Origin of the sequence: Parvularcula marina (assembly GCF_003399445.1) — a bacterium.
GTDB classification, from domain to species: domain Bacteria; phylum Pseudomonadota; class Alphaproteobacteria; order Caulobacterales; family Parvularculaceae; genus Parvularcula; species Parvularcula marina.
Map to the genome: position 1 here is coordinate 101,611 of NZ_QUQO01000002.1, position 25,205 is coordinate 126,815.

22 protein-coding genes are annotated in these 25,205 nt (G+C 60.2%); 17 read left to right on the forward strand and 5 right to left on the reverse strand.

The window, feature by feature from the left end:
- Positions 1-26 precede the first annotated feature (26 nt).
- Entirely contained in the window at positions 27-1,331 is a 1,305-nt protein-coding gene (gene purB, locus DX908_RS14380) for an adenylosuccinate lyase (protein ID WP_116393187.1), read from the reverse strand.
- 71 nt (positions 1,332-1,402) lie between these two features.
- Between purB and DX908_RS14385 the strand changes: the two genes are divergently transcribed.
- Positions 1,403-1,786 carry a YkgJ family cysteine cluster protein gene (locus DX908_RS14385; RefSeq protein WP_116393188.1) on the forward strand — a complete coding sequence of 128 codons (384 nt, stop codon included), beginning with the start codon at positions 1,403-1,405 and terminating at the stop codon, positions 1,784-1,786.
- Here the strand turns inward: DX908_RS14385 and DX908_RS14390 are convergent.
- The gene (locus DX908_RS14390) at positions 1,783-2,874 is read right to left on the reverse strand and encodes a lysozyme (RefSeq protein WP_116393189.1); all 1,092 of its coding nucleotides are present in this window, start codon (positions 2,872-2,874) and stop codon (positions 1,783-1,785) included. The genes DX908_RS14385 and DX908_RS14390 overlap by 4 nt on opposite strands.
- Positions 2,875-3,183: 309 nt before the next feature.
- Here DX908_RS14390 and dksA point away from each other — a divergent pair, with 309 nt between their 5' ends.
- Positions 3,184-3,549: an RNA polymerase-binding protein DksA gene (gene dksA, locus DX908_RS14395; protein WP_116393190.1), complete on the forward strand. Its 366-nt coding sequence runs from the start codon at positions 3,184-3,186 to the stop codon at positions 3,547-3,549.
- Here dksA and DX908_RS14400 read toward each other — a convergent pair.
- Positions 3,546-5,705 carry a glycosyltransferase gene (locus DX908_RS14400; RefSeq protein WP_116393191.1) on the reverse strand — a complete coding sequence of 720 codons (2,160 nt, stop codon included), beginning with the start codon at positions 5,703-5,705 and terminating at the stop codon, positions 3,546-3,548. The two genes, dksA and DX908_RS14400, sit on opposite strands and share 4 nt — an antisense overlap.
- A gap of 173 nt (positions 5,706-5,878) precedes the next feature.
- Here DX908_RS14400 and DX908_RS14405 point away from each other — a divergent pair, with 173 nt between their 5' ends.
- The 12 genes from DX908_RS14405 to DX908_RS14460 all read left to right on the forward strand — a co-directional run bounded on the left by DX908_RS14405 (position 5,879) and on the right by DX908_RS14460 (position 20,618).
- The gene (locus DX908_RS14405; RefSeq protein WP_158548839.1) at positions 5,879-6,748 is read left to right on the forward strand and encodes a sugar transferase; all 870 of its coding nucleotides are present in this window, start codon (positions 5,879-5,881) and stop codon (positions 6,746-6,748) included.
- A 38-nt stretch (positions 6,749-6,786) separates the two neighbouring features.
- Positions 6,787-9,312: a tetratricopeptide repeat protein gene (locus DX908_RS14410; RefSeq protein WP_158548841.1), complete on the forward strand. Its 2,526-nt coding sequence runs from the start codon at positions 6,787-6,789 to the stop codon at positions 9,310-9,312.
- Between the two features lie 158 nt (positions 9,313-9,470).
- Positions 9,471-10,103, forward strand: coding sequence for an XrtA/PEP-CTERM system exopolysaccharide export protein (locus DX908_RS14415; RefSeq protein ID WP_233508730.1), 633 nt, complete (start codon positions 9,471-9,473; stop codon positions 10,101-10,103).
- Between the two features lie 35 nt (positions 10,104-10,138).
- Entirely contained in the window at positions 10,139-11,662 is a 1,524-nt protein-coding gene (locus tag DX908_RS14420) for an XrtA system polysaccharide chain length determinant (RefSeq protein ID WP_116393195.1), read from the forward strand.
- 16 nt (positions 11,663-11,678) lie between these two features.
- Entirely contained in the window at positions 11,679-12,545 is an 867-nt protein-coding gene (locus tag DX908_RS14425; protein WP_158548843.1) for a P-loop NTPase family protein, read from the forward strand.
- A gap of 2 nt (positions 12,546-12,547) precedes the next feature.
- On the forward strand, positions 12,548-14,383 hold the full coding sequence (locus DX908_RS14430) for a porin family protein (protein WP_116393197.1): 1,836 nt from the start codon (positions 12,548-12,550) through the stop codon (positions 14,381-14,383).
- 18 nt (positions 14,384-14,401) lie between these two features.
- On the forward strand, positions 14,402-15,820 hold the full coding sequence (locus DX908_RS14435) for an AAA family ATPase (RefSeq protein WP_158548845.1): 1,419 nt from the start codon (positions 14,402-14,404) through the stop codon (positions 15,818-15,820).
- A gap of 22 nt (positions 15,821-15,842) precedes the next feature.
- Entirely contained in the window at positions 15,843-16,673 is an 831-nt protein-coding gene (locus DX908_RS14440) for an XrtA system polysaccharide deacetylase (RefSeq protein ID WP_116393199.1), read from the forward strand.
- Complete coding sequence (locus DX908_RS14445) at positions 16,670-17,710, forward strand: FemAB family XrtA/PEP-CTERM system-associated protein (RefSeq protein ID WP_116393200.1); 1,041 nt, start codon at positions 16,670-16,672, stop codon at positions 17,708-17,710. Before DX908_RS14440 ends, DX908_RS14445 begins: the two co-directional genes overlap by 4 nt.
- The gene (locus tag DX908_RS14450; RefSeq protein WP_116393201.1) at positions 17,707-18,909 is read left to right on the forward strand and encodes a TIGR03087 family PEP-CTERM/XrtA system glycosyltransferase; all 1,203 of its coding nucleotides are present in this window, start codon (positions 17,707-17,709) and stop codon (positions 18,907-18,909) included. Before DX908_RS14445 ends, DX908_RS14450 begins: the two co-directional genes overlap by 4 nt.
- A gap of 76 nt (positions 18,910-18,985) precedes the next feature.
- Positions 18,986-19,459, forward strand: coding sequence for a hypothetical protein (locus tag DX908_RS14455; RefSeq protein WP_116393202.1), 474 nt, complete (start codon positions 18,986-18,988; stop codon positions 19,457-19,459).
- Between the two features lie 148 nt (positions 19,460-19,607).
- Positions 19,608-20,618 carry a hypothetical protein gene (locus tag DX908_RS14460; protein WP_116393203.1) on the forward strand — a complete coding sequence of 337 codons (1,011 nt, stop codon included), beginning with the start codon at positions 19,608-19,610 and terminating at the stop codon, positions 20,616-20,618.
- A gap of 9 nt (positions 20,619-20,627) precedes the next feature.
- On the opposite strand, the gene hemF is transcribed toward DX908_RS14460, so the two are convergent.
- Positions 20,628-21,509 (reverse strand): oxygen-dependent coproporphyrinogen oxidase, encoded by an 882-nt coding sequence (hemF, locus tag DX908_RS14465; RefSeq protein WP_116393480.1) that lies wholly within the window; start codon positions 21,507-21,509, stop codon positions 20,628-20,630.
- Between the two features lie 120 nt (positions 21,510-21,629).
- Between hemF and DX908_RS14470 the strand changes: the two genes are divergently transcribed.
- The gene (locus tag DX908_RS14470) at positions 21,630-22,673 is read left to right on the forward strand and encodes an NAD(P)-dependent alcohol dehydrogenase (RefSeq protein ID WP_116393204.1); all 1,044 of its coding nucleotides are present in this window, start codon (positions 21,630-21,632) and stop codon (positions 22,671-22,673) included.
- Between the two features lie 4 nt (positions 22,674-22,677).
- Here DX908_RS14470 and DX908_RS14475 read toward each other — a convergent pair whose 3' ends face one another.
- Positions 22,678-23,070, reverse strand: coding sequence for a tRNA (cytidine(34)-2'-O)-methyltransferase (locus tag DX908_RS14475; protein ID WP_233508740.1), 393 nt, complete (start codon positions 23,068-23,070; stop codon positions 22,678-22,680).
- 213 nt (positions 23,071-23,283) lie between these two features.
- Here DX908_RS14475 and petA point away from each other — a divergent pair, with 213 nt between their 5' ends.
- A complete protein-coding gene (gene petA / locus DX908_RS14480) occupies positions 23,284-23,880 on the forward strand; it encodes a ubiquinol-cytochrome c reductase iron-sulfur subunit (protein WP_116393206.1) in 597 nt (198 codons plus the stop codon).
- 6 nt (positions 23,881-23,886) lie between these two features.
- A complete protein-coding gene (locus DX908_RS14485) occupies positions 23,887-25,203 on the forward strand; it encodes a cytochrome b (protein WP_116393207.1) in 1,317 nt (438 codons plus the stop codon).
- The last annotated feature ends 2 nt before the right edge of the window (positions 25,204-25,205 follow it).

Below are 25,205 nucleotides of genomic sequence, written 5' to 3' on the forward strand. Positions count from 1 at the left end.
GTACGGCTTATCCGGCAACCTAGAAATTACTCACCAAAGACCCGCTTGAAGACCGTGTCCACATGCTTGGTGTGGTAGCCGATATCAAAGAGCGGTTCGAGCTGCTCGCGGGGCAGGGCAGCGGTGACTTCCGGATCGGCTGACAGGTGATCAAGCAACATGCCGCCTTCGGCCCAGACCTTCATCGCATTACGCTGAACTAGGACGTATGCGTCCTCGCGGCTGACGCCGGCTTGGGTCAGGGCAAGCAGCACGCGCTGCGAGTTCACAAGACCACCCAGATGGTCGAGATTTTTCTGCATCGCATCTTCATAAACGACGAGCTTTTCAACGACACCGGCGAGCCTATGGAGGGCAAAGTCGAGATGGATTGTTGAATCCGGCCCGATCCCGCGTTCGACGGAAGAGTGGCTGATATCCCGCTCATGCCACAGCGCGACATTTTCCATGGCCGGCACGACGGCCATGCGGACGAGGCGCGCAAGTCCGGTCAGGTTTTCCGTCAGGACAGGGTTCCGCTTATGCGGCATGGCGGAGGAGCCCTTCTGGCCTTTTGAGAAAAATTCCTCGGCTTCACGAACTTCCGTACGCTGAAGGTGACGGATCTCTGTGGCGAGGCGTTCAACGGAAGAGGCGATGACACCGAGGGCGGCAAAGTATGCTGCGTGCCGGTCACGCGGGATGACTTGCGTTGAAACGGGTTCGGGCGAAAGCCCGAGCTGCTCGCCGACATATTCCTCAACGGACGGATCGACATTGGCGAAGGTCCCGACAGCACCGGAGAGGGCGCAGACAGCGATTTCTTCCCGCGCGGTTTCAAGTCGTTTCTTTGCGCGCTGGAACTCCGCATGGAAACCAGCAAGCTTGAGGCCGAAAGTGATGGGCTCGGCGTGAATGCCGTGGCTGCGCCCGACCATGGGGGTGAATTTGTGTTCCTTCGCCCGCGTCTCAAGCGCCGCAAGGACACGGTCCATCCCTTCCATCAGAAGGTCGGTCGCCCGAACGAGCTGCACGGAAAAGCACGTATCAAGAATATCTGAAGAGGTCAGACCCTGATGAACGAAGCGGGCTTCCGGGCCGACGAGTTCGGCAAGGTGTGTCAGAAAGGCGATGACATCATGCTTTGTGACAGCTTCGATTTCATCGATCCGCTCGGGGCTGAATTTTGCGTCCTTGCCCTTTTCCCAGATGATCGCGGCTGCCTCTTCGGGCACAATCCCGAGACGGGCCATGGCCGTTGCGGCGTGCGCTTCGATTTCGAACCAGATTTTGTATTTGGTTTCCTGGCTCCAGATGGCATCCATTTCGGGGCGGGTGTAACGCGGGATCATGTCGTCTTTGCCTTGTCAGTTTGTGCGGGGCGGTTCATCACATGGTATTCAGATATTGAAGACCGGAGCCCATGGCGGAAAAAAAGTCCTCCCGCAACCGTTACAACTGCCTCAAATGCCCGGCCTATTGCTGCTCTTATCAGCATATTCCGGTGACGGATAAAGATATCAAGCGGCTCGCCAAGCATTTCGGGCTAACAGAGGCGCAGGCGAAAAAGCGGTTTACCAAAAAAGGCGACGAGGAAAGCCCTCGCGTCCTTCGCCACAAGGACGATGAGCATTTCACGACGATTTGCCGCTTCATCGATTCAGAGACGCGCAATTGCACGATCTATCACGCAAGGCCGGAAATCTGCCGGGATTTCCCGAGCCAAAAGCGCTGCGGCTATTATGACTTCCTGACGTTTGAACGCGCCGTGCAGGATGATCCCGACTGGATCGCCACCACCGACTAGCGGCGGTATTTGAACCAGTCGTCGATCCGCGAGAAGATCACGAAAATCGCTGCGAGAACTGCGACGACGCCAGCAATGAGGACAATGGCTTCGGTCCGGTCTTCCGGCGTCAGTTTCTCCATCATCGTGCCGCCATCATCGGCGGTCGATTCTGTTGTCTCGGTACCGGTATCATCATCACCAGTTGTGGTTTCAGCGGCCGTTTCATCGACTGTCTCGTCGGCGGTGTCGGTCCCGCTGTCGGCATCTTCATCACCCGTCGTGCCTGTGTCCGAATCGCCAGCATCTTCGGTATCGCCATCACCCGTATCGGTCATGTCATCGGGCGTGCCAGTATCACCGACGTCGGTGTCGCCAGTATCGGTGTCAGCTGTATCAGTATCTGTGTCTGTCGATCCGGTGTCTGTTGTCCCCGAATCCGAAGTCCCAGAGTCCGTGGTGCCCGTATCGGTCGTGCCGGTATCCGTCGTCGTGCCGTCATCTGCGGCATCATCCTTCTCGTCATCATCGAGAAGGACAGCGCCTGCGCCCGTTGCCCCGGCTGCCCCGGCTGTGCCGGCCCCTGCGGTCGTCCGGCTCGAGACAGGGTTCGAGCGGCGAGGGGAGTTTTCTTCAATCCCGGCACTGGCTGTCGGATTGTCGTCGGTCACATCGCCGAGACCCTCAAGATAGAGGGCTTCTTCGGCGGCGCGGCGCCGGACTAGGCCGGTCAGGACATTGCCGCCCGCCTTGTTCCACCAGGTGATGGCTTCGGAGGCGCCGACATAATCGCGTTTGTTGTGGCGTTTGAGGGCGGTCGATTTCTTGAACGCGCCCGAGCCGATATTGAAGCTGAGCGAAACAAAGGCATCGAACATCGATTGGGCCGTCGGGGCCTTGATGCCTTCATTCACGGCGACTTCGAACCGGTCGAGGTCGCGGCGAAGAATGGCTTCAGCCTCGGCCTCGTTGATCACCTGGCCTTCATAGACGTCATCGCCCGTATGGCCGTATCCGATGGTGAGAATCCCCACAGCGTCCCGATAAGCCTCGAGTTCGAGCCCTTCAAAACGCTTGATCAGCGCAATCCCGTCATTGGAAATCCGCATCGCGGACACCCCTCACATCTTCCACCACATCCCCTTTTAGCACAGGCGAAGGCAAACGGGGATATCTTCGCAATGCAAAACAAATGTGCGGCACAAAAGTCACGATAGATCAGCGAGAAAGCGCACAAAACAACGGCGAACAACTCTCGCTTGTCGGCGGGGAGTGACACGGTTAGAGGGCGGCGGCCCATCCCCTGCAGGGGAGAAAGTAACGCTGGCCCGAAATTAGACGAATTCGGGATCCGGCAATGGGAGGCAAATGTGAGCGACGTAGCTGAAGATTACCGGCCGTCTGAAGACGAGCCCTTCATGAATGAGCGCCAGCAGGCCTATTTCCGGAAGAAACTTCTCGACTGGAAATCGGAAATTCTGAGCCAGAGCAAACTCACCATCGAGCAGATGCAGACCGACAGCCTGCATCTGGCTGATCCTGCGGACCGTGCTTCGAGTGAAACCGATCACTCGCTGGAGCTTCGGACTCGTGACCGCCAGCGCAAGCTGATCTCGAAGATCGATTCTGCGATCCGACGGATCGACAATGGCGAGTATGGCTATTGCGAGGAAACCGGCGAGCCGATCGGCCTGAGACGTCTTGAAGCCCGGCCGACCGCGACCCTGTCGCTCGAAGCGCAGGAACAGCACGAGCGCCGCGAAAAAGTGCACCGCGACGACTAGGCGGTCTCGCTGACCTTTTTGTCGAAGGTTTCAACGCCGAGCGCATCTGCCAGCTCCGGCAAGGTGAGAGGGCTCACGCCCTCTGCCTGAAGCCAGCCAAAATAATCTTTCAGTACACTAAGCAAGCCTGCGACGCTGTTCTCGTCAGCCGAATATGGCGTGGCGCCAGCCGTGATGCTGGTCAGATGAAGTGCCGGCGTCAAAAGGCCAGTCTTCTTATTCAAGAGCTGACGGGAAAGCTTCTGCATATCCGAGAGGCTGTTGCCTTCCGGGGTCAGGCGGATGGGGGCCGTGCTCAGCGTCTGTAGACGGCGTCCGAGACCGCGCGCTTCTGGGCCGATTGGATGCGGCGAGCCGAGCCCGCGAACCCAGCGCGATCCTGAGACCGGGATCACCCATTGGGTGCCATGCGGTGTTTTGCGCGTATGCGGCATGACGCTGAAGGTTGAGAAATCAGGGCCTTGAGTCTTCCGGAAATCGAACCCCGCAGACGGAGAGAAGTCGAGCATCACGCCTTCGCCGGCGAGTTGGTCGAGTACCCAGGGGGCAATGCCGTACCGTCCCGCGCGATGGGCGATGGGTGAGCAGCCGAAGCGGTTGCGATAGGCTGCCGTCAGGGCTCGGAGTTTTTTCTGGTGTTTGTCCGGATCAAGATGAAGCTGATAGGTCCGCGCTGGGCTCAACTCTTCGCCATTGGGCGGCGTCGACCAGCTATGCAGGTGAAGTCCGCAATAGGCGGTCCCCTCTGCATGCCAGCGCGCCAGCCGTCCGCCGATTTCATCATCCTCCATCAGCGGATAGGTGACAAAGTATAGCGGCGTGACACCAGCCTCACGTGCCGCCGCCTGCAGTCGCTCGAGCCCTTCTGCGGGCGGTACTCGCCAGTCGGTGTAATTGCCTTCCCAGTCAAAGAGTTCTTCGGTGTCGACCGTCAGGATGAAGGAAGGGGTTTCAAGCGGCATCTCCTGTGCCTCGCCCCAGCCGATAGAAGAGCTGCGTCGCACTGCCCGCTGCCAGACGGAGGAGACGTCATTTGCGACCTCGTCCCAGCCAAATTGTTCCGCATACCGGCGCGTTGCGCTGCGCTGAGGCGGATCGGAGAGAACCGTCATCGCTGCTGTTGCGAGCGCCATGGGGGTGCGTTCTGCAGTCACGATCCCGGCTTCGGGGGCGGTGATGACTTCGGCCACGCCGCCCGCAGGGGCGGAGACACAAGGCGTGCCGCAGGCCATCGCTTCGAGCAGGACATTGGGCCAGCCCTCGCGGTCAGAGCCCAGCATCAGAAGATCTGCATGCGCATAAAAACCGGCAAGCGCGTGATGCGGCTGCTCACCTGCGAAATGTACCCGGTCAGACAGTTTGAGCGCCTTGACCCGTTGGCGGAGGGCGGGCTCTTCGATGCCGCCGCCCACGATGACCAGATGCGCGCGGGGGATGTGCTCAAGCGCAGAGATGACGAGGTCATGGCCCTTGCGCTGGATCAGATGGCCGACCGAAAGGATCAGCGGCGCCTCTGTTTTGGGCAGGCGCTCAGCGCGGGGCGCATCGGGATGGAAGGTCTTCAGATCGACGCCATTGCGGATGGTCGTGACCTTGGATGGATCCGCACCAAGACCGATAAGGTCTTTGCGTAAGGCTTCTGCGACCGTGATGATGTGGTCTGCATCGGCAACGGCTTCGAGGATCAGCCGCCGCGGCCCCGGATAGCCGGGCAGGAGGGTCACATCGCTGCCGCGCGCGGTCAGAACGACTGGCAGGCCGAGGCGCTTGCCGACGCGGGTCGCGGCAACGCCATCAGGAAAAAGATAATGGGCATCAAGAATGTCCGGCTCGAACCCGTTCTTTCGGGCCTCAAGGACGGCATTTTCAAAAACGCGCTCAAGCTGTCCCACGGCGGCCATCATGCCAAATTTGGGAAACATCAGATAAGGCGGATGGGTAATCGAAATCCCGTGACGCTCTTCCTGCCGAGGGGGGTTGGCATAAGAGGCCCAATCGCCGAAGACTTCGTGCGACAGGGGAAAATAGGGGATTGGCGCAACCACACTAATGTTATTTCCATGCGCGCGCAGGGCGCGAAGGCGATTTTCCACGAAAATTCCGTGGCGTGGCCGCGCTGGATAGGGGTACAAGGTGGTTAGGGCGAGAACATTCATGGTGTGTCCTGTCTAACCAGAGCCTCGTTAATGCGAGGTACGGTTAACAGGAAAAAATCCCCTTATGGGCGAATTTGGCACCCGGTTTGCTTCCTATGCCTTGCGGAGAGAGAGCCGCTGACCCGTTTGTGTACAGGGTCGGTCTTGAGTTGAGTACGATTGGGGTTAGTTCAATGGTGTGGTTGGATGCATTTGTCACCGTGGTCCTGTTTCTTGCGGCCATTGCGGCGGGGGCGATGATCGTCAATCATCGTCTGGCAGCGCAGTCAGATTCTGGGGCTGGATCTTCGGTCGGCGAGAAGTCGACGCAGAGCCCGGCGCTGGTCCTTCAGGACACGGTCAGCAAAGCGGTCTCCGGTCAGACGGGCGCAGCAGACTCAGCGCCTGAGGGCTGGATCGACCCGCTTCTTTATGATCGCGAAAAGACCATGAAGACGCCCCTGGTCCGTAAGGCATTCTTTAGCCGTTTCCTCAAACGGAGCATGGATGTCTTGCTCTCCTTGATGCTGATCATCTTCACGGCGCCGTTGATCATCGCGGTGGCGATCCTGATCAAAATGGATTCCCGTGGACCAGTTTTCTACCAGCAGGCGCGGATGGGCCGTGATGGCAAGGTCTTTCGTATCCTGAAATTCCGGACCATGCGGACCAATGCCGAAGAGAATGGTCCCCGCTGGGCCGAAAAGGGTGACAACCGGATCACCAAGATCGGCTCCTTCCTGCGCCGCTCCCGGATCGATGAGATCCCGCAGGCGATCAACATTCTTCGCGGCGATATGAGCTTTGTCGGCCCGCGTCCCGAACGCCCTGAATTCAGCGAGAAACTGGCCGCCGAAATTCCGAATTTCGAAGCCCGGACGCTCGTTAAGCCGGGCCTGACCGGCTGGGCCCAGGTGAACCTTCCTTATGCGGCATCGGTCAGCGATACCCGCATGAAGCTCGCCTATGATCTTTATTACATCGAAAAACAGAGCGCCTGGCTCGATTTTCTCATTGTTCTTAAGACTTTCCGGGTAGCTCTCTTCTCCGATAGCGCGCACTGAACATGCCGGGCGGCTGGTCCGGACGAGGAATGCCGAACATGACCCGACTGCCCTGCCTGATCGCGGCACTCTTCGGAGTGCTTTGTCTGTCTACTGCTGGCGCCACGCCGGACAAGGAGACAGCGAGCGGGGAGAACCCGCGTGTCGCGATGCTGCGATATGAAGCTGCGATCAAAGACGACCCTGATGATCTTGATGCCCGGTTCGGCCTCGCAGAAGCCCTGCTTCAGCTGGGCGAATATGACCGCGCCGAGAAAATGGCCGAGATCGTCATGCGGCGTGCGAGTGACAAGGAAGCCCGGCTCGTCTTCGCAGAAGCCCTGCTGCGTCAGGGCCGGATCGATGATGCCGCAAAAGCGCTCGATGTTTCCTATGAGCTGTCATCCGATGGGGCGGCGCTCAAATCTGTGATTGATGCCGAACAGGCCCTTTCGGTTGGCAATTACGAGGCCGCGCTTCGGGCGATCGAGCCGACCACGGGGCATCCGCGATATGCGCCGATGGCGCGGGTTGTCGCGGCGCGCGCTTTTTACGCCGTGGGCAATCTCTCCATGGCCAAGCGGTTGATCGACGACATCATCGCCGATGGTGGCGACAGCCTGACGGCGCTTCTCTTTCGTGCGCGGCTTGCCTTGCGGGCAGGCGATCCGGGGACAGCCATGCGGTTGGCCGACGGCATTGATGCGCTCGACAAGGGCAATATTTCGGCAGGCTCAATCGTCATCGAAGCCCTCTTACGCGAAGGCCGCATTGATGAGGCCCGCGCACGCCTTAACAGACTGAAAGCCGTCAGTCTTGATGATCCGCGTCCGGCCTATCTTGAAGGCATCATTCTCGCTGCTGAAGGCAAGACCCGCGACGCGGCCCTCCGCGTTGGCGGCATTGAGGAATGGCTCACCTATAATTCAGGCGGGGCGATTTTCCTTGCCGGCCTTAAATCCGAGCTTGGTTTTTCCAGTCAGGCCGAGGCGATCCTGCGCCAGCGGCTGACGGCGGAGCCCGGCGATCTTGCGGTGATCCGTGAGCTGACGGGCCTGCTCGACCGTGACGGCCGAGCAGATGAGGCCGATGAAGTGATGAAACGCTCGCTGAGCATCATGCCCGGCCATCCGGTGCTGGTGCAGCTTGAAGCCGACCGGCTCGCCGCAAGAGGGGATTTTGATGCCTCGGTGGCCCTCCTTTCCAAACTGCCCGAAGGTGCTGCTCAGACGGGGCTGTGGGATGTGCTGGGACAACAAAATGATGATGTCACGGCGGCCCGTATGTTTGCCTCGATCCGCGCGGGCGATCCGCAGAGCGCGATTGAGATGGCCGAAGCTGCGGGCACGGATGACATCATGGTACAGAACATGCTGGCGGCAGCGCTCGCCGACACGGGCGAGATCGAATCCGCAAAATCCGTCCTTGATCGGCTGATTACCAAAGAGCCTGATTTTCTGGCCGCCATCGTCAACCGGGCAGGGCTGGAGCCGGGGCCGACCGCACTGGTCGACACGCTGACACTGGCCGAGAAGGCCGGGGCGACATCGGCCCGTATTCATCGTCAGCTTGCGATTGAGGCGTTCGTTGTTGGCGATACAGCCAAAGCTCTCGATGCGGCCAGCAAGGCGGCGGAGGCGGAGGACAGTATCGCGTCCGACAAACTGCTCACCGCGCGCATCCACCTTGCCATGGGGCAGGGCGAAGAAGCGGCGGCCTCCCTTATGGCGATCCCCACACGCGAAAATGAACCGGTGTCGGAACAGGTCTACCGTCTCTGGCTCCTCAGCCTTGCAGGCGAAGAGGAGAAGGCAATCGAAGCTGCCGCCAAGATCGCGCTGCCTCAGAACGAGCAGCTTGCCGGTCTTCAGCTTGCGGACATCTTTGATCGGGCGGACGATAAGGAGCGCGAGGCCGGTATTCTGGCGACGCTCCGCCGGTCAGCGCCTGATAATCTCTCCCTGACCGAACGCTATCTGATGGCGCTTGCGGCAGAAGATCTCTCTGCTGCCCAGCGCGCGCTCGCCTCTACTCCCGGACTTTCGCAGGAGCTGCGCGCAGCGCTTGGCGCGCGGCTCTTGATCGAAGCGGGCAGGGTATCGGAGGCCCGGACCGCGCTCGAAAAGATGACACCGTCCGCAGCGGTGTTCGCGACGGAGCTGTCGATTGCCGAGAGCCCTGCGGAGAAACGCGATCTTCTGGGCCGGATGGCCCGCTATTCGGCGGCGACGCCGGGGGATGCAGGCGTGCTGGTTCTCCTCAGCGGTCTTGCCATTGAACTTGGGGATCTGCCGCGTGCCGAGAATGCGCTGAGCGGGGCTTTGGCCGCGATGCCGGGCAATCCGGGGGTGCTCAACAATCTTGCGCTCGCCCGGCAGAAAAAGTCACTGGTCGAAGCCCTTCGTCTTGCGGAGGAAGCCTATCAGGCGGCCCCGGAAGAGCCGGCGTTCGCCGAGACCTATGCCAGCCTGCTCGTTGAGAGCCGGGATCAGGCGCGGGCGGGCCGGGTAGCACGAAGGGCGCTGCTTGCTGACCCGCGTGCCGAGAGCCTCGTGCCGTTCCGTGATCTTGGCCTTCGCGGCTAACCGCCAAGCAATTTTGCTGTGCGTGACCCGGTAAGATAAGGCATTTTTGGATTGTAACCGCGTGATGGAAATTCGTTGAAAGCGATTGTCACCCTTCTTGCACAGGTTGCGGCAAGAAGGGCTCCTGCACCAGCTGAGGGGTGAGAAAGATGTTTCAGATGAAGACAGTGTTCAAAGCATGTGTGGCCGGGGCGGCAGGTTTGCTCCTGCTGGCAGGCTGCGCCACGGATACGACGCCGGCCATCCAGGCGGCATCGGCCATTGATGTGCCGACCGAGGATACCAGCCCGTCCTATCTGATCGGGCCCTATGATGAGCTCGAAGTATTCGTGTGGCGGGCCGATGAGCTCTCGACCGATGTCACCGTCCGTCCGGATGGCCGCATCTCGACGCCGCTGGTCAAGGACATGATGGCCGCCGGCAAGACGCCGTCCGAGCTGTCGCAGGATATCGAGCAGGCGCTGGCCGCTTACGTCAAAGACCCGGAAGTCACCGTCATTGTCGGGCAGTTCTCCTCGACCTTTGACCAGCAGATCCGCGTCATCGGCGAGGCCCAGCAGCCGCGCGCCATTCCCTATCAGACCGGCATGACCGTCCTCGACGTTATGCTTGAGGTCGGGGGGCTGACGGAGTTTGCCTCCGGCAACCGGGCCAAGCTGATCCGGGGCCGTGGCGACAATCAGCAAACCTACCGTGTTCGTCTGAATGACCTCATGCGCCGCGGCGATGTCTCGGCCAATGTGCCGGTCCGTCCGGGCGACGTCATTCTGATCCCGGAAACCCTGTTCTGACGGAAAGCCATTTCGTCCGTTGAGTGAGTACTGATATGCCGAGTTTCATCACCAGTCTTCCGCGGCCCATCGTTCGCAGCCTTGTCGGGATGTGGCGTCACCGCTGGCTTGCCGTGATCCTTGCCTGGATCGCCGCCATTGTGGGCTGGATCATGGTGTCGACCATTCCTGATCTCTATGAGAGCCGGGCGCAGGTCTACATAAATACGGACACGGCACTCGACTCAACGATCTCGGAAGTTGGGGTCCGCCCCAATCTTGAAAAGGGTGTGCGGATTATCCGCCGTCAGCTTCTCAGCCGTGATAATATGGAACGGCTGATCTACAATACGGGCCTCGATGCCGATATTTCGGGCGAGGCCCAGCTCCAGCGCCACATGGACAGTCTGGCCAACCGGATCGATGTCCGCATGGACGAGGAGGGATACTTCACCTTCCGCTTCGCCCATCGCGATCCCAAGACCGCGCAAAAGGTCGTTGCGACCCTGCTGGATATCTTCATTGAGCAGAACCTTGAGACGGCCTCCGCCGATGTGAACAAGGCGATGCAGAATCTTGATCGGGAACTGGCCCTGCGCCGGAGCGAGCTCGATGAAATCGATGGCCGCATCACGGAGTTCCGCCGGGAGAATGCGTCAGAGCTTGCGGGCTCGCGCCGTCTCAACCGGCTACTCGACAACAAGCTCGATGAAGTCGGCCGGATTGATGACATGATCTCTCTGGCCGAAGCCCGGGCCCAGCGCCTGCGCGGTACGCTGAGCGTCACCCCGCGCTATGCGTCTGACAATGATCTTGATGCGCTGAAGCTCCAGCTTGCGACGCTCCAGACGCTCTATACCGATACCTATCCCGATATTGTGCGCCTCAAGGCCCAGATCGCGGAGTTTGAATCGGGCTCGTCCACCCTGCCGGAGAACCCGGTCTATGAAGAGGCCGAGCGCGCGCTGGTCGCGGCCAATGATGAGGTCACATCGCTGCGTAGCCGCAAGAACCGGCTTCAGAACGAAATCGACGAGATGACCCTCGATGCAGCGGAAACGCCGGAGGCCGAAGCCCAGCTCGAAGCCCTGATGCGGGATCGTGACCGGGTCGAGACGACCTACCTCGATCTCTCTCGCGAGCGGACCGAGATGGATGTCTACGCCAACCTCAATCGCGGGGGCGGGGCAATCGAATATACCCGTTTTGAAGCGCCGAAGGTGGCGGCAACGCCAATCTGGCCGCCGCGCGGGCTCTTCATGATCGCTGTCGCCCTGATGGCGACGGGTGCTGCGATCGGTGTTGTCCTGATGCTGACCCTGTTTGACCGGACCTACACCCAGCCTGCTGACCTTGAAGCGTCCTTCGGTCTGCCGGTCCTTGGCGGGATTTCCCCGGCACCAACGGTTGGGAAACGCTTTTGGCTTATAGGAGAGAGAGCTGGGCTTTTTGCGGCCGTTGCGGGGCTCTTCCTCGTGGCCGCTGGTCTCAGCTGGTGGGTCGGCCAGAGTTTCGGGGCCGATGGGGGCAACGCGGTTGCCGAAGTAGAACAGGTAAGGACCCTTGCGGGTCTACGGTAAAGCGATGGATCGACCGATGACCGACAAGGCCAGCGACACGAGTTCGGAGTACAGCCCCGCGGATTCAGACGCGGCGGATGTCTCCGACGAGATCGCTGAAGAGGCCGCTGACGAGGCCGATAATCCCAATGAATTCACGCTGGATGACGAGTTTCTCGCCTCCCGCGGCTTTTTTGCGGCCGCTGACAAGCCGCACCGGGTGGCGCTTGAGATGCGCGGCGTCAAACGCCGCCTGCTGCGCCGACTGGGGTTCTCGCGCCGCCGCGACAGTGACAAGCGCAATGGCAATACTGTGCTCGTCACCTCGACCCGGCCAGCCGAAGGCAAGACCTTCACCGCGATCAATCTCGCGCTGAGCCTCGTCGCAGAAGATGGCATCGGCACGGTCCTGATCGATGCCGATGCGCCGCGTCCGCGCGTCCTGCACCAGCTTGGCATCCCGAATAACCGTCAGGGCCTGATGGAGCTCTTGAGCAAGAAAGAGGGCGTGACCCTCGATGACTGCCTGCTCAATGAGCGCTTCCGGCCGTTCTCGATCCTGCCGGTCGGCACCCCGCCATGCCCGCAGACCGAGCTTTTCGCGCAGAATGAGGCAAAAACCCTGCTGCGTGAGATTTCCAATCGCTTCAGCGACCGGCTGGTTATTGTCGACTCTCCGCCCGTTCTCGCGATGCCGGATGCTGTGCTTCTCGCGCCACTCGTCGACGAAGTCATCTTTGTGGTAGAAGCGAACGCCACATCCGAGCCTGCGGTTGCGACCGCGATCGACGAGCTGCTTGAGGTCAATGAGAAGGTCTCCCTGATCCTCAACAAGTGCCTCGTGCCGGGCGAAGCCGCCCACTATTATTCCTATGAGGAATATTATTCACGGAAAGGGGGATAGCCGTGGTGAGGACATTCCTGAAGACGGGCCTGAAATCAGGCCTACTGCTGTGCACGGCGCTGAGCGCGGCACATGCGCAGCCTTTCCTTGAAGGCACCGAAGAAGACGAAGAAGAAACCGCCATTCGTGGTGGTTCCTGGTTCGCCTCCACCAATGTGACCGCGACGGACAATTACCGCCGGCTGCCGAATGTGCTGGCGCGGTTTGATGTTGATGGAACGACTGGCGACATTACTGCCACCGAAGTCGGCATCGAGCCGATCGAGAATGTCGTCATCTCCTCGACGATCAAAGGGTCGACCTTTGTCCGCTCAAAGTCTCTCACCGGGTTTATCACAGGCACTGTCCGTGTCGGCGGCTATGCGCAGAGTACGGATGATAATGCCGAGCTGATCGCCAATACGATGCCGGCGGCGCCATATCCGAACATGCCGAATGCGGATGGCAGCTTCTCGACATTTGGTCTTGCCGAGCCCGATGACTTCTTCATCATTCCCGACATTGTCGGCGCGGCGACGAAAGAGCTTTCAGAAGGCCGCTGGTATCTCGACATGTCCGCTCTGGCGCAGGAGCGTACCCTTGGCCGGCCGTCGCTGATCAACCGGCGCGGCTCAACCCCCGGCCTTGATACGGTGACCTTCGTTGGCGGCTCACTCAGCCCCTATCTCTACCGCGAATATGCCGACCAGCAGGTGCTGGAGGTGCGCACGCGCGCCTCGGCGATCTTTGTTGCCAATGAGCGCACGGCGCTGGGTGACGAAGTGCCCGGTGTCGCTGATTTTGCCGACGATGATCAGTTTGCGAATAACTCCCTGTCAGGTGAGCTCTCCGCCGATTACAAAACGGGCGGGCAGTTCGATGACGCCTCTTACGGCGTGTCCGGATATATCCGTCACGTCGCCGAAGAGGGCAGTGATATCCTGCCGCATCTTTATGTGACCGAGATTTCGGGCCGCGTGGATGCCGCCTATATGCTCTCAAGCCCGCTCAAGCTGCTCGCGGCGGTCGGGTTCGATGACATCACGGTCAATTTCAACGATGCCGATGAGGCGGGCGAGCGCCGCTTTGAAGAGGACGTCAATGGCGCCTTCTGGAATGTCGGCTTCCGCTATTCGCCGACCCGCAAGGCATTGTTCGAGCTTGTTGCCGGTCAGCGCTATGGCGGCCCCTCGGTTGAGGGGAAGGTTCAGGTCCAGCTCAGCCCACGGATCAGCTTTAACGCTTCCGCAGAGCGCGTTTTTGATACGGGCGGCCAGCGTTTCGGGCGGGCCCTGTCCGGTCTCCAGTCGCGTACCCGGACGATCCTGACGACCCTGACCGAGGCGAAAGACAATTTCGCCGCTGAGTTCCTCGACGATGTCGTTGATCTCAGCCTGCTCGGCGACGGTCTCGATGAAGAGTTCCGCTCGGGCACGTTCGTCTTCAATCAGGTCAGTGCTTCTCTCACGGCGGAGCTGCGCCGCAACACGATTGGCGGCGGCGTTGCCTATACGAATGCCGGGGCGGGCGATATCGACAATGAAGCCTTCAACCTGTCAGTCTTTGCGCGCCGCAAGCTGAGCCGGAAGCTGAGCATCCATGCCTCTGCCCGTTACGGGGAGAGCGAGGGCATCGGGGTCGTCACCGATCTCTTCGGTACGCCGATCGGCACAGGCAATCGCGAGTCGGCGGATCAGATGTATCGCGCAGGCGTCGATTACCGCCTGGCCGAGCGCATCTCGCTGACGTCTGAAGTCTATTATGCAAAGAATGACAGCGATGGCCCTGCGGCGACGCGGGGGCCCGGTTTCGATTTTGACGAAACCGCGATCATCTTCGGTCTGCGCTGGGCGTTCTGAGTGAAATGAATGAGTACCATGAGTGCCACATCGCCTTCGGGCCTGACGGTTTCGCCTTTCACGGATAATCCGGACGCCCCGGTTTTCGTGGAAACCGAGGCCCATCGCCGGGCCGTGGCACAGGCACGATTCGGAATTGAGCAGGGCAGCGGCCTTGTCGTCATTACCGGTGAGCCGGGCAGCGGCAAGACCGCCGTTCTTGATCGCACCGCATTCCTTTGTGCAAGTGATGAGGCCGCGCTGGTCCGGCTCTCTGCCAATGAGGTCGAGGGTGAAAACCTTGAGGCTGTGATCCTCCGTGTCCTGCGGACAGAAGAGCCCGGGATCGATCCCGATGCGAGTCTTGAAGAGTCGCTGCTTTATTGCCGGGAGGGCGGGACTACCCCGGCGCTCCTGATTGATGACGCGGATGACCTTGGCGATGAAGGTCTGGGCGTACTCAAGCGAATTGCCGAGATGGAACAGGACGGCGATCCGCTGTTCCGTATCGTGATCGCCGGGCGTCCGGCCCTGCGCAGTGTTTTCTACCGCGATGACATGGCTGCCTTGCGTCAGGTGATGGCGGCATCTCACCAGCTTGGCGCGCTCTCGCGTGATGAAGTTGGCGAATATGTCGATACCCGCATCCGTAGCGCGGGGTTCTCAAGCGAGGTCATTCCGACCGTCGAATTCCTTGATGCGCTGGCTGAGCAATCGGGCGGCAATCCGGGGCGGATCAACAAACTGGCGAGCCGGGCGATCGCGCAGGCGGGCCTTGCTGGTCGTTCCGAGCTGATGGCTATTGATCTTGAGGCGGAAGATGGTGCTGCGGCATCCCAGGGTGATGACGGTATCGAGGATGCCGAAGTCGTCTCGGCCCTGTCGCGCGAAGAAGTCGCCGCCGCCGCGTCACAAGAGATGGAGACATCTCTGACCGGAAATACGACGTCAGGCCCGAAAGCGCCTGTGACCGTCACGGATCTCAATGCCGCGATCGAGTTGCTGGGGCAGGGCCGGGTGCCGTCGCGAATGAGCCCGGCAGAACAGCCGGATCAGGAAGGTGATGTCTCAACACAGGCCGCCATCGAAGAGGCGCCGGAGACGGTTGAAACAGAAGAGCCTGCCACGGCGGTCGCAGCCGATCCGTCTGTAGACGAAGAAACCGGTGAAGAAATTGATGTCTGGGAGCCGGCATCTGCTCTGACGGAAGAGGAAGAAGAGCGGATCGATACCGCCGATCTCTCTGAGCCCCTGCCGGCGGGCCCGCCCGTGATGGAGGAGATGCAGGCCTTCGTCGACGACATGCGGACCCAGATTGACAGCCTCAGGAACACAATTGAGTCTCTGCGGGCGGAAGCCCAGAAGCTGGACCAGCGGCACAAGGCGGCACGGGAGAAGATCGGTGGACGTATCGACGCCATCCAGGCCAAAATCGACGAATTCCGCCGTGGCGGCTGAGACCGTCCGACCCCTTCACGCTATGTCGGTTGACGTTGAAGACTGGTTCCAGGTCTGGGCCCTCAGCTCCGTCATCTCCCGTGAGGACTGGGACGATCATGCCCTGCGGGTGGAAGACAGCACCAGCCGGTTGCTCGATCTGTTTGCGGCCAAGGGGGCGGGCTGTACCTTCTTTATCCTGGGGTGGGTCGCCGAAAGGCTGCCCGGCCTGATCCGCCGGATGGCCGAAGAGGGCCATGAGATCGCAAGCCATGGCTGGGATCATACCAAGGTGTTCGATCAGACACCGGATGAATTCCGCGAGGATATCCGCAAAACCAAAGCCTGCCTTGAAGATATTGCGCAAGTGACCGTCACGGGCTTTCGCGCGGCCGGATTCTCGATCGATTCCCGCACGCCCTGGGCACATGAGATCCTTGCCGAAGAGGGCCATCTTTATTCTTCCTCCTCGCATCCGATTGCGCATGATCATTATGGCGACCCCGATGCGCCGCTAGGCGTTCATGTCGCGGGCGGGGCGCTGGTTGAAATCCCGGTGGCGGTGCAGGAGATTTTCGGCCGCCGCCAGAGTTGCGCCGGGGGCGGATGGTTCCGCGCCATGCCTTATCCGGTGAGCCGTTCGCTCTGGCGCCGCCTCGAAGGGGCGGGCAGGCAGGGCGTCTTTTATTTCCACCCGTGGGAGGTTGATCCTGACCAGCCAAAAGTGGGCGGGCTCTCGCTCAAATCGCGGCTGCGGCACCGGCTCAATCTGCCGGTCATGGAACGCAAAGTCGGCAGGCTGCTCGATGATTTCCGCTGGGGACGGATCGATCAGGTCTTTGCCGAAGATATCGCTAGGGGAGCGACCCTGTGAGCGGGATCGAGATTCGCCTTTCAACTGCGGACGATGCATTTGCATGGGACAGCTATGTTGCGAGGGCGGGCAGTTTCTTTCACCGCTATGGTTGGGCCGAAGCGATCCATGACACCTATGGTCATGAACCGGTCTATCTTCTTGCCGAACGGGACGGAGAGGTCGCAGGCATCCTGCCCCTGATCGACAGGCGGTCGAGCCTTTTTGGACGTGCCCTGATTTCCGTCGGCTTCACTGTCGGCGGCGGGGTCGTCGCAGAAGACGATGAGACAAGAGCAGCCTTGCTCACGCGGGCTCTTGCCGAAGCGAAAGCTCGCAGCAGCGAATATATCGAGCTGCGCAGCGAGGATGACTCTGAAGAGGGCTGGCACGAAAAAGAGGGCATCTACGATACATTCTCTGTAGGGATTATCGAGAACGAGGATGAACGCCTCAAATCAATCCGCCGGAAGAAGCGCGCCGATATCCGAAAGGCCATCGACTGGGCGGCGGAGGGGGAGCTGACGATCCAGCCTTCCGATGACCTCAAACTGTTCTGGAAAGGCTATGCCATTGCCCAGCGCGATCACGGCACGCCTGTTTTTCCGCACCGTTGGCTTGAAGCGCAGAAATCCCGTTTCGGCGATGACATGGAGCTGATCTTTGTCGAGCAGGCAGGCGAGCCCCTCGCCGGGGTCATCAATTATTATCATCGCGATACGGTGCATCTCTACAGCTCGTTCATCTCACCGGGCGCGCGGCGCAGCCATGCCGGCGATTATCTTTACTGGTGGATGATGGGGCACGCTCTGACGCGCGGCGCGCGTATCTTCGATCTTGGGCGGTCGAAGCGCGGGACGGGCGCTCATGCCTATAAGACCCATTGGGGGTTCGAGCCGCGGGCGCTTTCCTATATGTACAAACTGATGCAGACGGACGAAATGCCCAATGTCAATCCGCAGAACCCCAAATTCGCTTTGATGTCCAAGGTCTGGACCCGGCTGCCGGTGCCAGTTGCCAATCGGCTGGGGCCAATGCTGGCAGGGCATCTCGCATGACCGGCGCCAAAAAACGCGCGCTCCTTCTGACCCACAGAATTCCCTATCCGCCTAACAAAGGGGATAAGATCAGGTCCTGGCACCTGACGAAGTTCCTTGCCGAGAGATATGACCTCGCGCTCGGCACCTTCATCGATGATCCGTCCGACGCCATTCACACCGATGTTCTCGAAAACCTCTGTGCCGCGACCTGCATCCGGCCGCTCGGCGCGATGCAGGGGCGCTGGCGGTCGCTCAAAGGTCTCATGAAAGGCCAGCCGCTCAGTTTTGCGTGGTATGAGGATGAATTGATGCGCAGCTTCGTTGCTCGGGAGCGGGCAAAGGGGCTGGTCGCGGAGATCTATTTCTCTGGCGCGATGACGATCTATGCCGACGGTGCCGAAGCGCCGCTCTTTGTCGATATGGTCGATGCGGACAGTGCCAAATGGCAAAGCTATGCGGCAGACGGGCTTCCATTCATGCGGTCGCTCCACCGGCGCGAGGCGCGGAAAGTGGCCGTTGCCGAAACACGCGCTGCCCAGCTGAGCGAGAAGACCTTCCTTGTCTCACCAGAGGAAGCAGACCTCCTCAAAGAGACGGCGGGCATGCCGCAGGAGCGCGTCGACTGGTACCGCAACGGGATCGATCTTTCCTTCTGGAACCCGGACGGAGAGTTTCCGCATCTCACCCATCCCTTCGATATCGTCTTCACCGGGGCGATGGATTATCGGCCGAATGCCGATGCGGTGATCTGGTTCGTTCGCGAGGTCTGGCCGCAGCTCAAACACCAGCATCCCACGCTGACATTCGGCATTATCGGCCGCGACCCGACAGGCCCCGTCCGCAAGCTTGGCATGGAGCCAGGCGTGACGGTCACGGGCCGGGTTGATGACATCCGGCCGTTCATGGCGGATGCGCAACTCGCCGTTGCGCCACTGCGGATCGCCCGGGGTGTTCAGAATAAAGTTCTTGAGGCCATGGCGATGGGCGTGCCGGTGGTCGCAAGTTCAGGAGCCCTGACAGGCATTTCCGTGACCCCGGGAGAGCACCTTCTTGAGGCCAATAGTGCCGAGGAAACTGCCACTAAGGTGCTGGAACTGCTCGGAGATCCCGAAATGCGCCGCCGTCTGGGAGAGGCCGGACGGACCCTGATGCAGGACGAATACAGGTGGGAGGCGGTTCTGGGCCGGATTGCGGCGCATTTGCCACCCGGAAAATGAACTTGCCCTTTGGGCTTGGCCGAACCTTAAGCGTCCGTTAATCTAGTCCCGTTGGGAATACCTGAAGGGCGTACAGATGATCCGCATTTTACTCTCGCTTGCCATTGCCGCGGCGGCCTATTTCGGCCCCTGGCTGCTCGACAGCACCGGCCAGATCCTTGGCGCAAGCTTCACTGAACCCGTTCTTGGCAGTGCATTTGTCGATAGCACGATCGGCTGCCTCATGGACGGCAAGATTTCGATGTCGGGTGAGTGCGCCCCGGCTTACGGCCTGTTTGGCCAGCTGGTGCTGGCGACTGTGGCGCTTGGCGTATTGTCCGCCGCCCTGTCGGTAATCGGTCTCGTGCCGCTGATCGGCCGTCTGACCAGCCTTGTGACCATTGTGGCCGGTGTTGCTGCGATTGTGACGTTTGGCTGGTTTGCCAAAGAGGTCTTCACGACCGAGCAGGCAGCGTTCTCTGATTTCCGCTGGGGTGCTTATGCGACGGCGGCATTCGGTCTGATCACGATTTTTGCTGGGCTCTCCGGCCTGCGTGGCAATAATGACTGATCCTGCCTTTGGTGCAGGTTATTGAGTAATGGGACGGGCGCTCTGACGGGCGCCCGTTTTTTTATTGCGTGGCAGGTGGATTGAGGCGCGAAGGGGCCTTCGCAGCAGGCCCTGATGGGGGTATCGTTATGGGACGGTAGGGGGTGTCATGGGAATTACGGCAATCGGCTGGATCACGATCCTGTTCGGCGGGATGGCATTAGCCGCCTGTCTCATGGGTTTGCGTCAGATGCAGCAATCTCGACGGCCGAAAGGCGCGTCGATCCAGCGGGTCAGTGGCCGGGTCTTGCCGATTGAAACCTTCTATGCCCCGGGCTCTATGGATCGTGCCGCTGCAGCGGCGGAAGCTGATCTGGGTGTGCCTGAACCGCTGGCCCCCGCGTCCTTTGCGCCGGCCAGTATCGAAGAGGGCGATCTCTCAATTGCCGCGCGTCTCACGACAGGCGCGGTCGGCACCGCCGTTGCGACGATCGCGCTCGATACCGCGACGGTCGGGCTTGATCCCGAAGACCGCCGTCTCAAACCGATGCTGACGGAGCTTGTTGATGTCCGTCGTCCGGCAGAGGTCTCCGATCTTTTTGCGGGCGGGAATGCCGACAGTGTCCCCGGCATGGCCGATGAGTTCCTTGTCGAGATCCGTCGCGCGGTCATTCGCGCTTATCGCAGCACGGGCAAGGGCGCTTGTCTGGTCGTGCCGGTGACGGGCCAGCCGGGCATGTTCTTTGATCTGAGGATTGAGCGCTATTCGCGTGAGCTTGCCGATGTCTGCCACGAGATGTTCGAAGTACTGGGTGAGATCGTTGACTGGAGTGATGCGGGCGACGCCAATTCAACGCCTGTCCGTTATGCCGCCCTGCCGCAGGCTGTCCCGGCGCTCCTCCGGTCTTTGCGCACTGCTGTGAGGGACCTGCAGCTGCCGCCCGCCTTCGATTATATCCGTGGTGAGATTGATGCTTACGCAGGGGCGATGTCTGGCCGGGTCGATGCGCAGAACGTCATGCAGATCGTCAACCGCTATGGCCGTCTCGATCTGAAGTCAGCCGGGATTGCACCGGATGCCAAACCGCCCGCGCGGCTTCTCTGTCTTGTGACCCTGATTGCCGTTTGGGATGCGTTGATTCTCAATTTCGGTTTTTCCGAAGAGGTCACGACGGTCTGACGACCAGGATCACTCCCAAACGGCAAGCGGCGGCAGGCTTGAGAGGATCGAGTCGACATTGCCGCCGGTCTTCAGCCCGAAGGTCGTCCCCCGGTCATAGAGAAGATTGAACTCGGCATAGCGGCCGCGCTGGCGCAGCTGGGCCTGCCGGTCTTCTTCTGTCCATGACATATTCATCCGCTGCCGGACGAGCTGGGGATAGATGTCGAGGAACGTCTTGCCGACATCCTGCGTGAAGGCAAAATCCGCCTCCCAATCTCCAGAATCGAGATGGTCATAAAAGATGCCGCCAACGCCGCGCGGCTCGTCTCTGTGCGGCAGATAGAAATAGGTGTCGCACCATTCCTTGAATTTCGGCCAATAGGCCGGGTCATGAGCGTCGCAGGTCGCCTTGTAGGCGCCGAGGAAGCTTTGCGTGTCATCGTGGCTGTCCGTCCGGTAGGCCGGATGCATTGGGTTGAGATCCCCGCCGCCGCCGAACCAGCCCTTGGTCGTCACGATCATCCGCGTATTCATATGCGCAGCCGGCGCATGCGGGTTGCGGGTATGCGCAATCAGGCTGATCCCGCTCGCCCAGAAGCGCGGGTCTTCCTCCGCGCCGGGAATGGCCTTGCGGAATTCTTCCGAAAACTCTCCGTAGACGGTTGAGGTGTGAATGCCTGCCTTCTCAAAGACGCGGCCCTTCATCATGCCCATGACGCCGCCGCCCTGATCTTCTGATCCGTCTCCGCGGCTCCAGGGTGTCCGCTCGAAACGGCCTCCCTGCATATCGAGATAGAGGGCGGGGTCCGCGTCATCCTCGATCGCTTCGAAGGCCGCGTGGATCTGGTCCCGCAGTGCTTCGAACCATGCACGGGCGCGGGATTTCTTCTCGTCAAACAGGTCTGTCATGGCGACCCCATAAGCTGCCTGTAGGGGCAGCGCAATTCGCCGCGGGCGAGCGCTGCGTTCGTTGCGTGCGGCGGAGGGCATGACCATCTAGCATTGCAAGTCAATATTCAGGAGAGACCCATGTCGACAGCCGCCTTTGCCGCCAAAGCCGCCAATGCCCCTCTCGGGCCTTTCGCCATTGAGCGCAGGGAATTGGGCCCCAAGGATATCCGTATAGAAATCGAGTTTTGCGGGGTCTGCCACTCTGATCTTCACATGGTGAACAATGATTGGGGCTTCTCGCAATATCCATTGGTGCCGGGCCATGAAATCGTCGGGACGATTGCGGAAGTCGGCAGTGAGGTCTCCGGGTTCGCTGTCGGCGACAAGGCGGCAGTGGGCTGCCTCGTCGACAGTTGCCGTCACTGTGCCCAATGCGAAGCGGGCAATGAGCAATACTGCAACGCCTTCACTATGACCTATGGATCAGCCACCAATGATCCGGGCGGCGTCACATATGGCGGCTATTCCAGAGAGATCATTTGTGATCAGGAATTTGTCTTGAGCATTTCCGGCAAGCTCGATCCGGCGGGCGCCGCGCCGCTCCTTTGCGCAGGCATCACGACTTGGTCGCCATTGAAGCACTGGAAGGTAGGGCCGGGACAGACGGTCGGCATCGTCGGGCTTGGCGGTCTTGGCCATATGGGCGTCAAATTCGCCCATGCGCTTGGCGCGCATGTCGTGATGATCACAACGTCCCCTGAGAAGGGTGAAGACGCAAAGGCTCTCGGCGCGGATGAGGTCCTGATCTCCAAGGATGATGACGCCATGGCAAAGAATGCCGGGCGATTCGATTTCATCCTGAATACGATCCCCGTGCGTCACGATCTCAACCCCTATGTCGGGCTCCTCAAGATTGATGGTGTGATGTGCATCGTCGGTGCAGTCGAACAGCTGCCTGAGATCAATAGTGCGCCGATGGTCTTTGGTCGGCGAAGCATTGCGGGCTCGCTGATCGGCGGTCTCAAGGAGACCCAGGAGATGCTCGATTTCTGTGCCGAGCACGGGATCACCTCAGACATCGAGATCATCCAGATGGATGAAATCAATCAGGCCTATGAGCGGATGCAGAAGAGCGATGTGAAATATCGCTTCGTCATCGACATGAGCACATTGCCCGGCTGAGGACTTATCCCCAGCCGATCTGGCGGCGCGCTTCGGCCATGCCGATCGCGCCCGCCATTGCCATATTGAGGGAGCGTGCGCCGGGGGCGAGGGGGATTCGCAGGCGGATATCCGCTTCATTGTGGATATCTTCCGGCACACCGGCGCTCTCTTGCCCGAGGAGCAATATGTCGCCCCTTTGCCAGTCATGCTCGTGATAGGCGGTCTCGGCCTTCGTGGTCATCAGGATGATCCGGCCGGGAACGCCTTCCCGGAATGCCCGCCAATCCGCATGCCGGTGGGGCGGGGCGAGGGCGCCGTAATCAAGTGACACTCTCTCTATGTCCCTTGTTTTCCAAGGGAAACCGCACGGCTCGATGACATGAAGCTCGGCCCCGAAACAGGCCGCAGCCCGGATGGCGGCGCCGACATTGGCGGCGATCTCTGGCTGGAAGAGAGCAAGATGGAGCATGACACCGGCCATTGATCAGGCCGGATTTGTCGTCAAGTCGTCAAAAAGATACAGGCCTGTGCCAACCTGCCCGCTGGACGTGGGCCAAGACGCGTGGCAGACGCATCCGGAAATTCTCAAACGACTTCCATGCAAGGGGCCCGTCTCGCGGGTTTTTCAATGAGTTCCAACGATCAAAACGACGGTAGCGGTCTGGAAGATCAAGGCCGCCGCGACTTCATCCATCTTCTCGCTGTCGGCACTGCCGGGGCAGCCGCCGTGGGGATCGCCATCCCGATGGTGCACCAGATGAACCCCGCCGCAGACGTCCGGGCCTTGGCCACAAAGGAAGTCTCCATTGCCGGGATCGAGCCGGGGCAGGCTGTGAAGGTTGTCTGGCAGGGCAAGCCGGTCTTCATCCGCCGCCTGACGGAACGCGAGATCACCGCGACCGAAGAAGAACCCACAAGCATTCTGAAAGACACGGATAGCCGGAACCCGGACAAGCCGGGCGCTGCTGATTTCGACACGCGGGTGACCGGTCCCGAGAGCGGGGCAAAGGACTTCGTCGTCGTTCTTGGTGTCTGTACGCACCTTGGCTGTATCCCGCTCGGCACCGAGCAGGGTGAAACCAAAGGCGATTATGGCGGATGGTTCTGCCCCTGCCACGGCAGCCACTACGATCCGTTCGGCCGCATCATCAAAGGTCCGGCGCCAGAGAACCTTCCGGTGCCGCCGCTCCAATTCGTCTCAGACACGACCATCCGGCTGGGGTAATCTGACATGTCACACGAAAGCAATTACGTCCCCGGATCCGGTCTTGAGCGCTGGCTCGACAAGCGCCTGCCGATCATCCGCCTTGGCTATGACACAGGGGTCGATTTCCCCTGTCCGAAGAACCTGAACTACTGGTGGACGTTTGGCGGGATCCTCGCCGTCTGCCTGATGGTCCAGATCATCACCGGCATCGTTCTCGCGATGCACTATGTGGCTGACTCCCAGCTTGCGTTTAAAAGCGTCGAGCACATCATGCGCGATGTAAACTATGGCTGGTTGATCCGCTACGTGCACATGAACGGCGCGTCGATGTTCTTCCTCGCCGTCTATCTGCACATTGCCCGCGGCCTTTATTATGGCTCCTACAAAGAACCGCGTGAGGTTCTGTGGATGATCGGTGTCCTTATCTTCCTGCTGATGATGGGCACAGCGTTCATGGGTTACGTGCTGCCATGGGGTCAGATGTCATTCTGGGGCGCGACCGTGATTTCAGGCCTCGTCACCGCGCTGCCGATCATCGGTGATCCGATCCACACGCTTCTTCTGGGTGGTTTCACTGTCGACAGCCCGACGCTGAACCGCTTTTTTGCGCTGCATTACCTGCTGCCATTCGTGATTGCGGGCCTTGTGATCCTTCACATCTGGGCGCTGCACATTCCGGGCAACTCCAACCCGACGGGCGTCGAAGCTCAGTCGAAGAAGGACACCGTGCCGTTCCACCCGTATTATACGGTCAAGGACGGGTTCGCGATCATCCTCTTCCTGATCCTCTTTGCGGCCTTTGTGTATTTCAACCCGAATGCGCTGGGTCACCCGGACAATTATATCCCGGCGGATCCCCTCGTGACGCCGGCGCATATCGTGCCCGAATGGTACTTCCTGCCGTTCTATGCGATGCTGCGCGCCATCAACTTCAATATCGGCATTCCGTTCACGGATATCGTCCTGATCAACTCCAAGCTCGGCGGCTTCCTCGTGATGATGGGCTCGATCCTCATCTGGTTCATCCTGCCATGGCTTGATCGCTCCAAAGTGAAGTCCATGCGCTATCGCCCGATTGCGAAGCTCTGGTTCTTCCTTCTGGTCATCGACTTTTTCATCCTTGGCTGGCTCGGCGGCAAACCGGCGGAACAGCCCTTCGTCTTCTTCTCGCTGGTGGGGACGATCTACTATTTCGCCTATTTCCTCATGATCTTGCCGATCCTCTCGGTCATGGAGACCCCGACGGAAATGCCCAAATCGATTTCGGAAGCGGTGCTAGCCGACAAGAAGAAATCTGGAACGGGTGAAACCCCGATCGCCAGCCCGAGCCCTGCGGAGTAATC

Excerpts from the sequence above, each read along its gene's own strand:
- purB (WP_116393187.1), bottom strand. The coding sequence starts at position 1,331 with ATGATCCCGCGTTACACCCGCCCCGAAATGGATGCCATCTGGAGCCAG.
- DX908_RS14385 (WP_116393188.1), top strand. The coding sequence starts at position 1,403 with ATGGCGGAAAAAAAGTCCTCCCGCAACCGTTACAACTGCCTCAAATGC.
- DX908_RS14390 (WP_116393189.1), bottom strand. The coding sequence starts at position 2,874 with ATGCGGATTTCCAATGACGGGATTGCGCTGATCAAGCGTTTTGAAGGG.
- dksA (WP_116393190.1), top strand. The coding sequence starts at position 3,184 with ATGAATGAGCGCCAGCAGGCCTATTTCCGGAAGAAACTTCTCGACTGG.
- DX908_RS14400 (WP_116393191.1), bottom strand. The coding sequence starts at position 5,705 with ATGAATGTTCTCGCCCTAACCACCTTGTACCCCTATCCAGCGCGGCCA.
- DX908_RS14405 (WP_158548839.1), top strand. The coding sequence starts at position 5,879 with ATGGTGTGGTTGGATGCATTTGTCACCGTGGTCCTGTTTCTTGCGGCC.
- DX908_RS14410 (WP_158548841.1), top strand. The coding sequence starts at position 6,787 with ATGACCCGACTGCCCTGCCTGATCGCGGCACTCTTCGGAGTGCTTTGT.
- DX908_RS14415 (WP_233508730.1), top strand. The coding sequence starts at position 9,471 with ATGAAGACAGTGTTCAAAGCATGTGTGGCCGGGGCGGCAGGTTTGCTC.
- DX908_RS14420 (WP_116393195.1), top strand. The coding sequence starts at position 10,139 with ATGCCGAGTTTCATCACCAGTCTTCCGCGGCCCATCGTTCGCAGCCTT.
- DX908_RS14425 (WP_158548843.1), top strand. The coding sequence starts at position 11,679 with ATGACCGACAAGGCCAGCGACACGAGTTCGGAGTACAGCCCCGCGGAT.
- DX908_RS14435 (WP_158548845.1), top strand. The coding sequence starts at position 14,402 with ATGAGTGCCACATCGCCTTCGGGCCTGACGGTTTCGCCTTTCACGGAT.
- DX908_RS14440 (WP_116393199.1), top strand. The coding sequence starts at position 15,843 with ATGTCGGTTGACGTTGAAGACTGGTTCCAGGTCTGGGCCCTCAGCTCC.
- DX908_RS14450 (WP_116393201.1), top strand. The coding sequence starts at position 17,707 with ATGACCGGCGCCAAAAAACGCGCGCTCCTTCTGACCCACAGAATTCCC.
- DX908_RS14455 (WP_116393202.1), top strand. The coding sequence starts at position 18,986 with ATGATCCGCATTTTACTCTCGCTTGCCATTGCCGCGGCGGCCTATTTC.
- DX908_RS14460 (WP_116393203.1), top strand. The coding sequence starts at position 19,608 with ATGGGAATTACGGCAATCGGCTGGATCACGATCCTGTTCGGCGGGATG.
- hemF (WP_116393480.1), bottom strand. The coding sequence starts at position 21,509 with ATGACAGACCTGTTTGACGAGAAGAAATCCCGCGCCCGTGCATGGTTC.
- DX908_RS14470 (WP_116393204.1), top strand. The coding sequence starts at position 21,630 with ATGTCGACAGCCGCCTTTGCCGCCAAAGCCGCCAATGCCCCTCTCGGG.
- petA (WP_116393206.1), top strand. The coding sequence starts at position 23,284 with ATGAGTTCCAACGATCAAAACGACGGTAGCGGTCTGGAAGATCAAGGC.
- DX908_RS14485 (WP_116393207.1), top strand. The coding sequence starts at position 23,887 with ATGTCACACGAAAGCAATTACGTCCCCGGATCCGGTCTTGAGCGCTGG.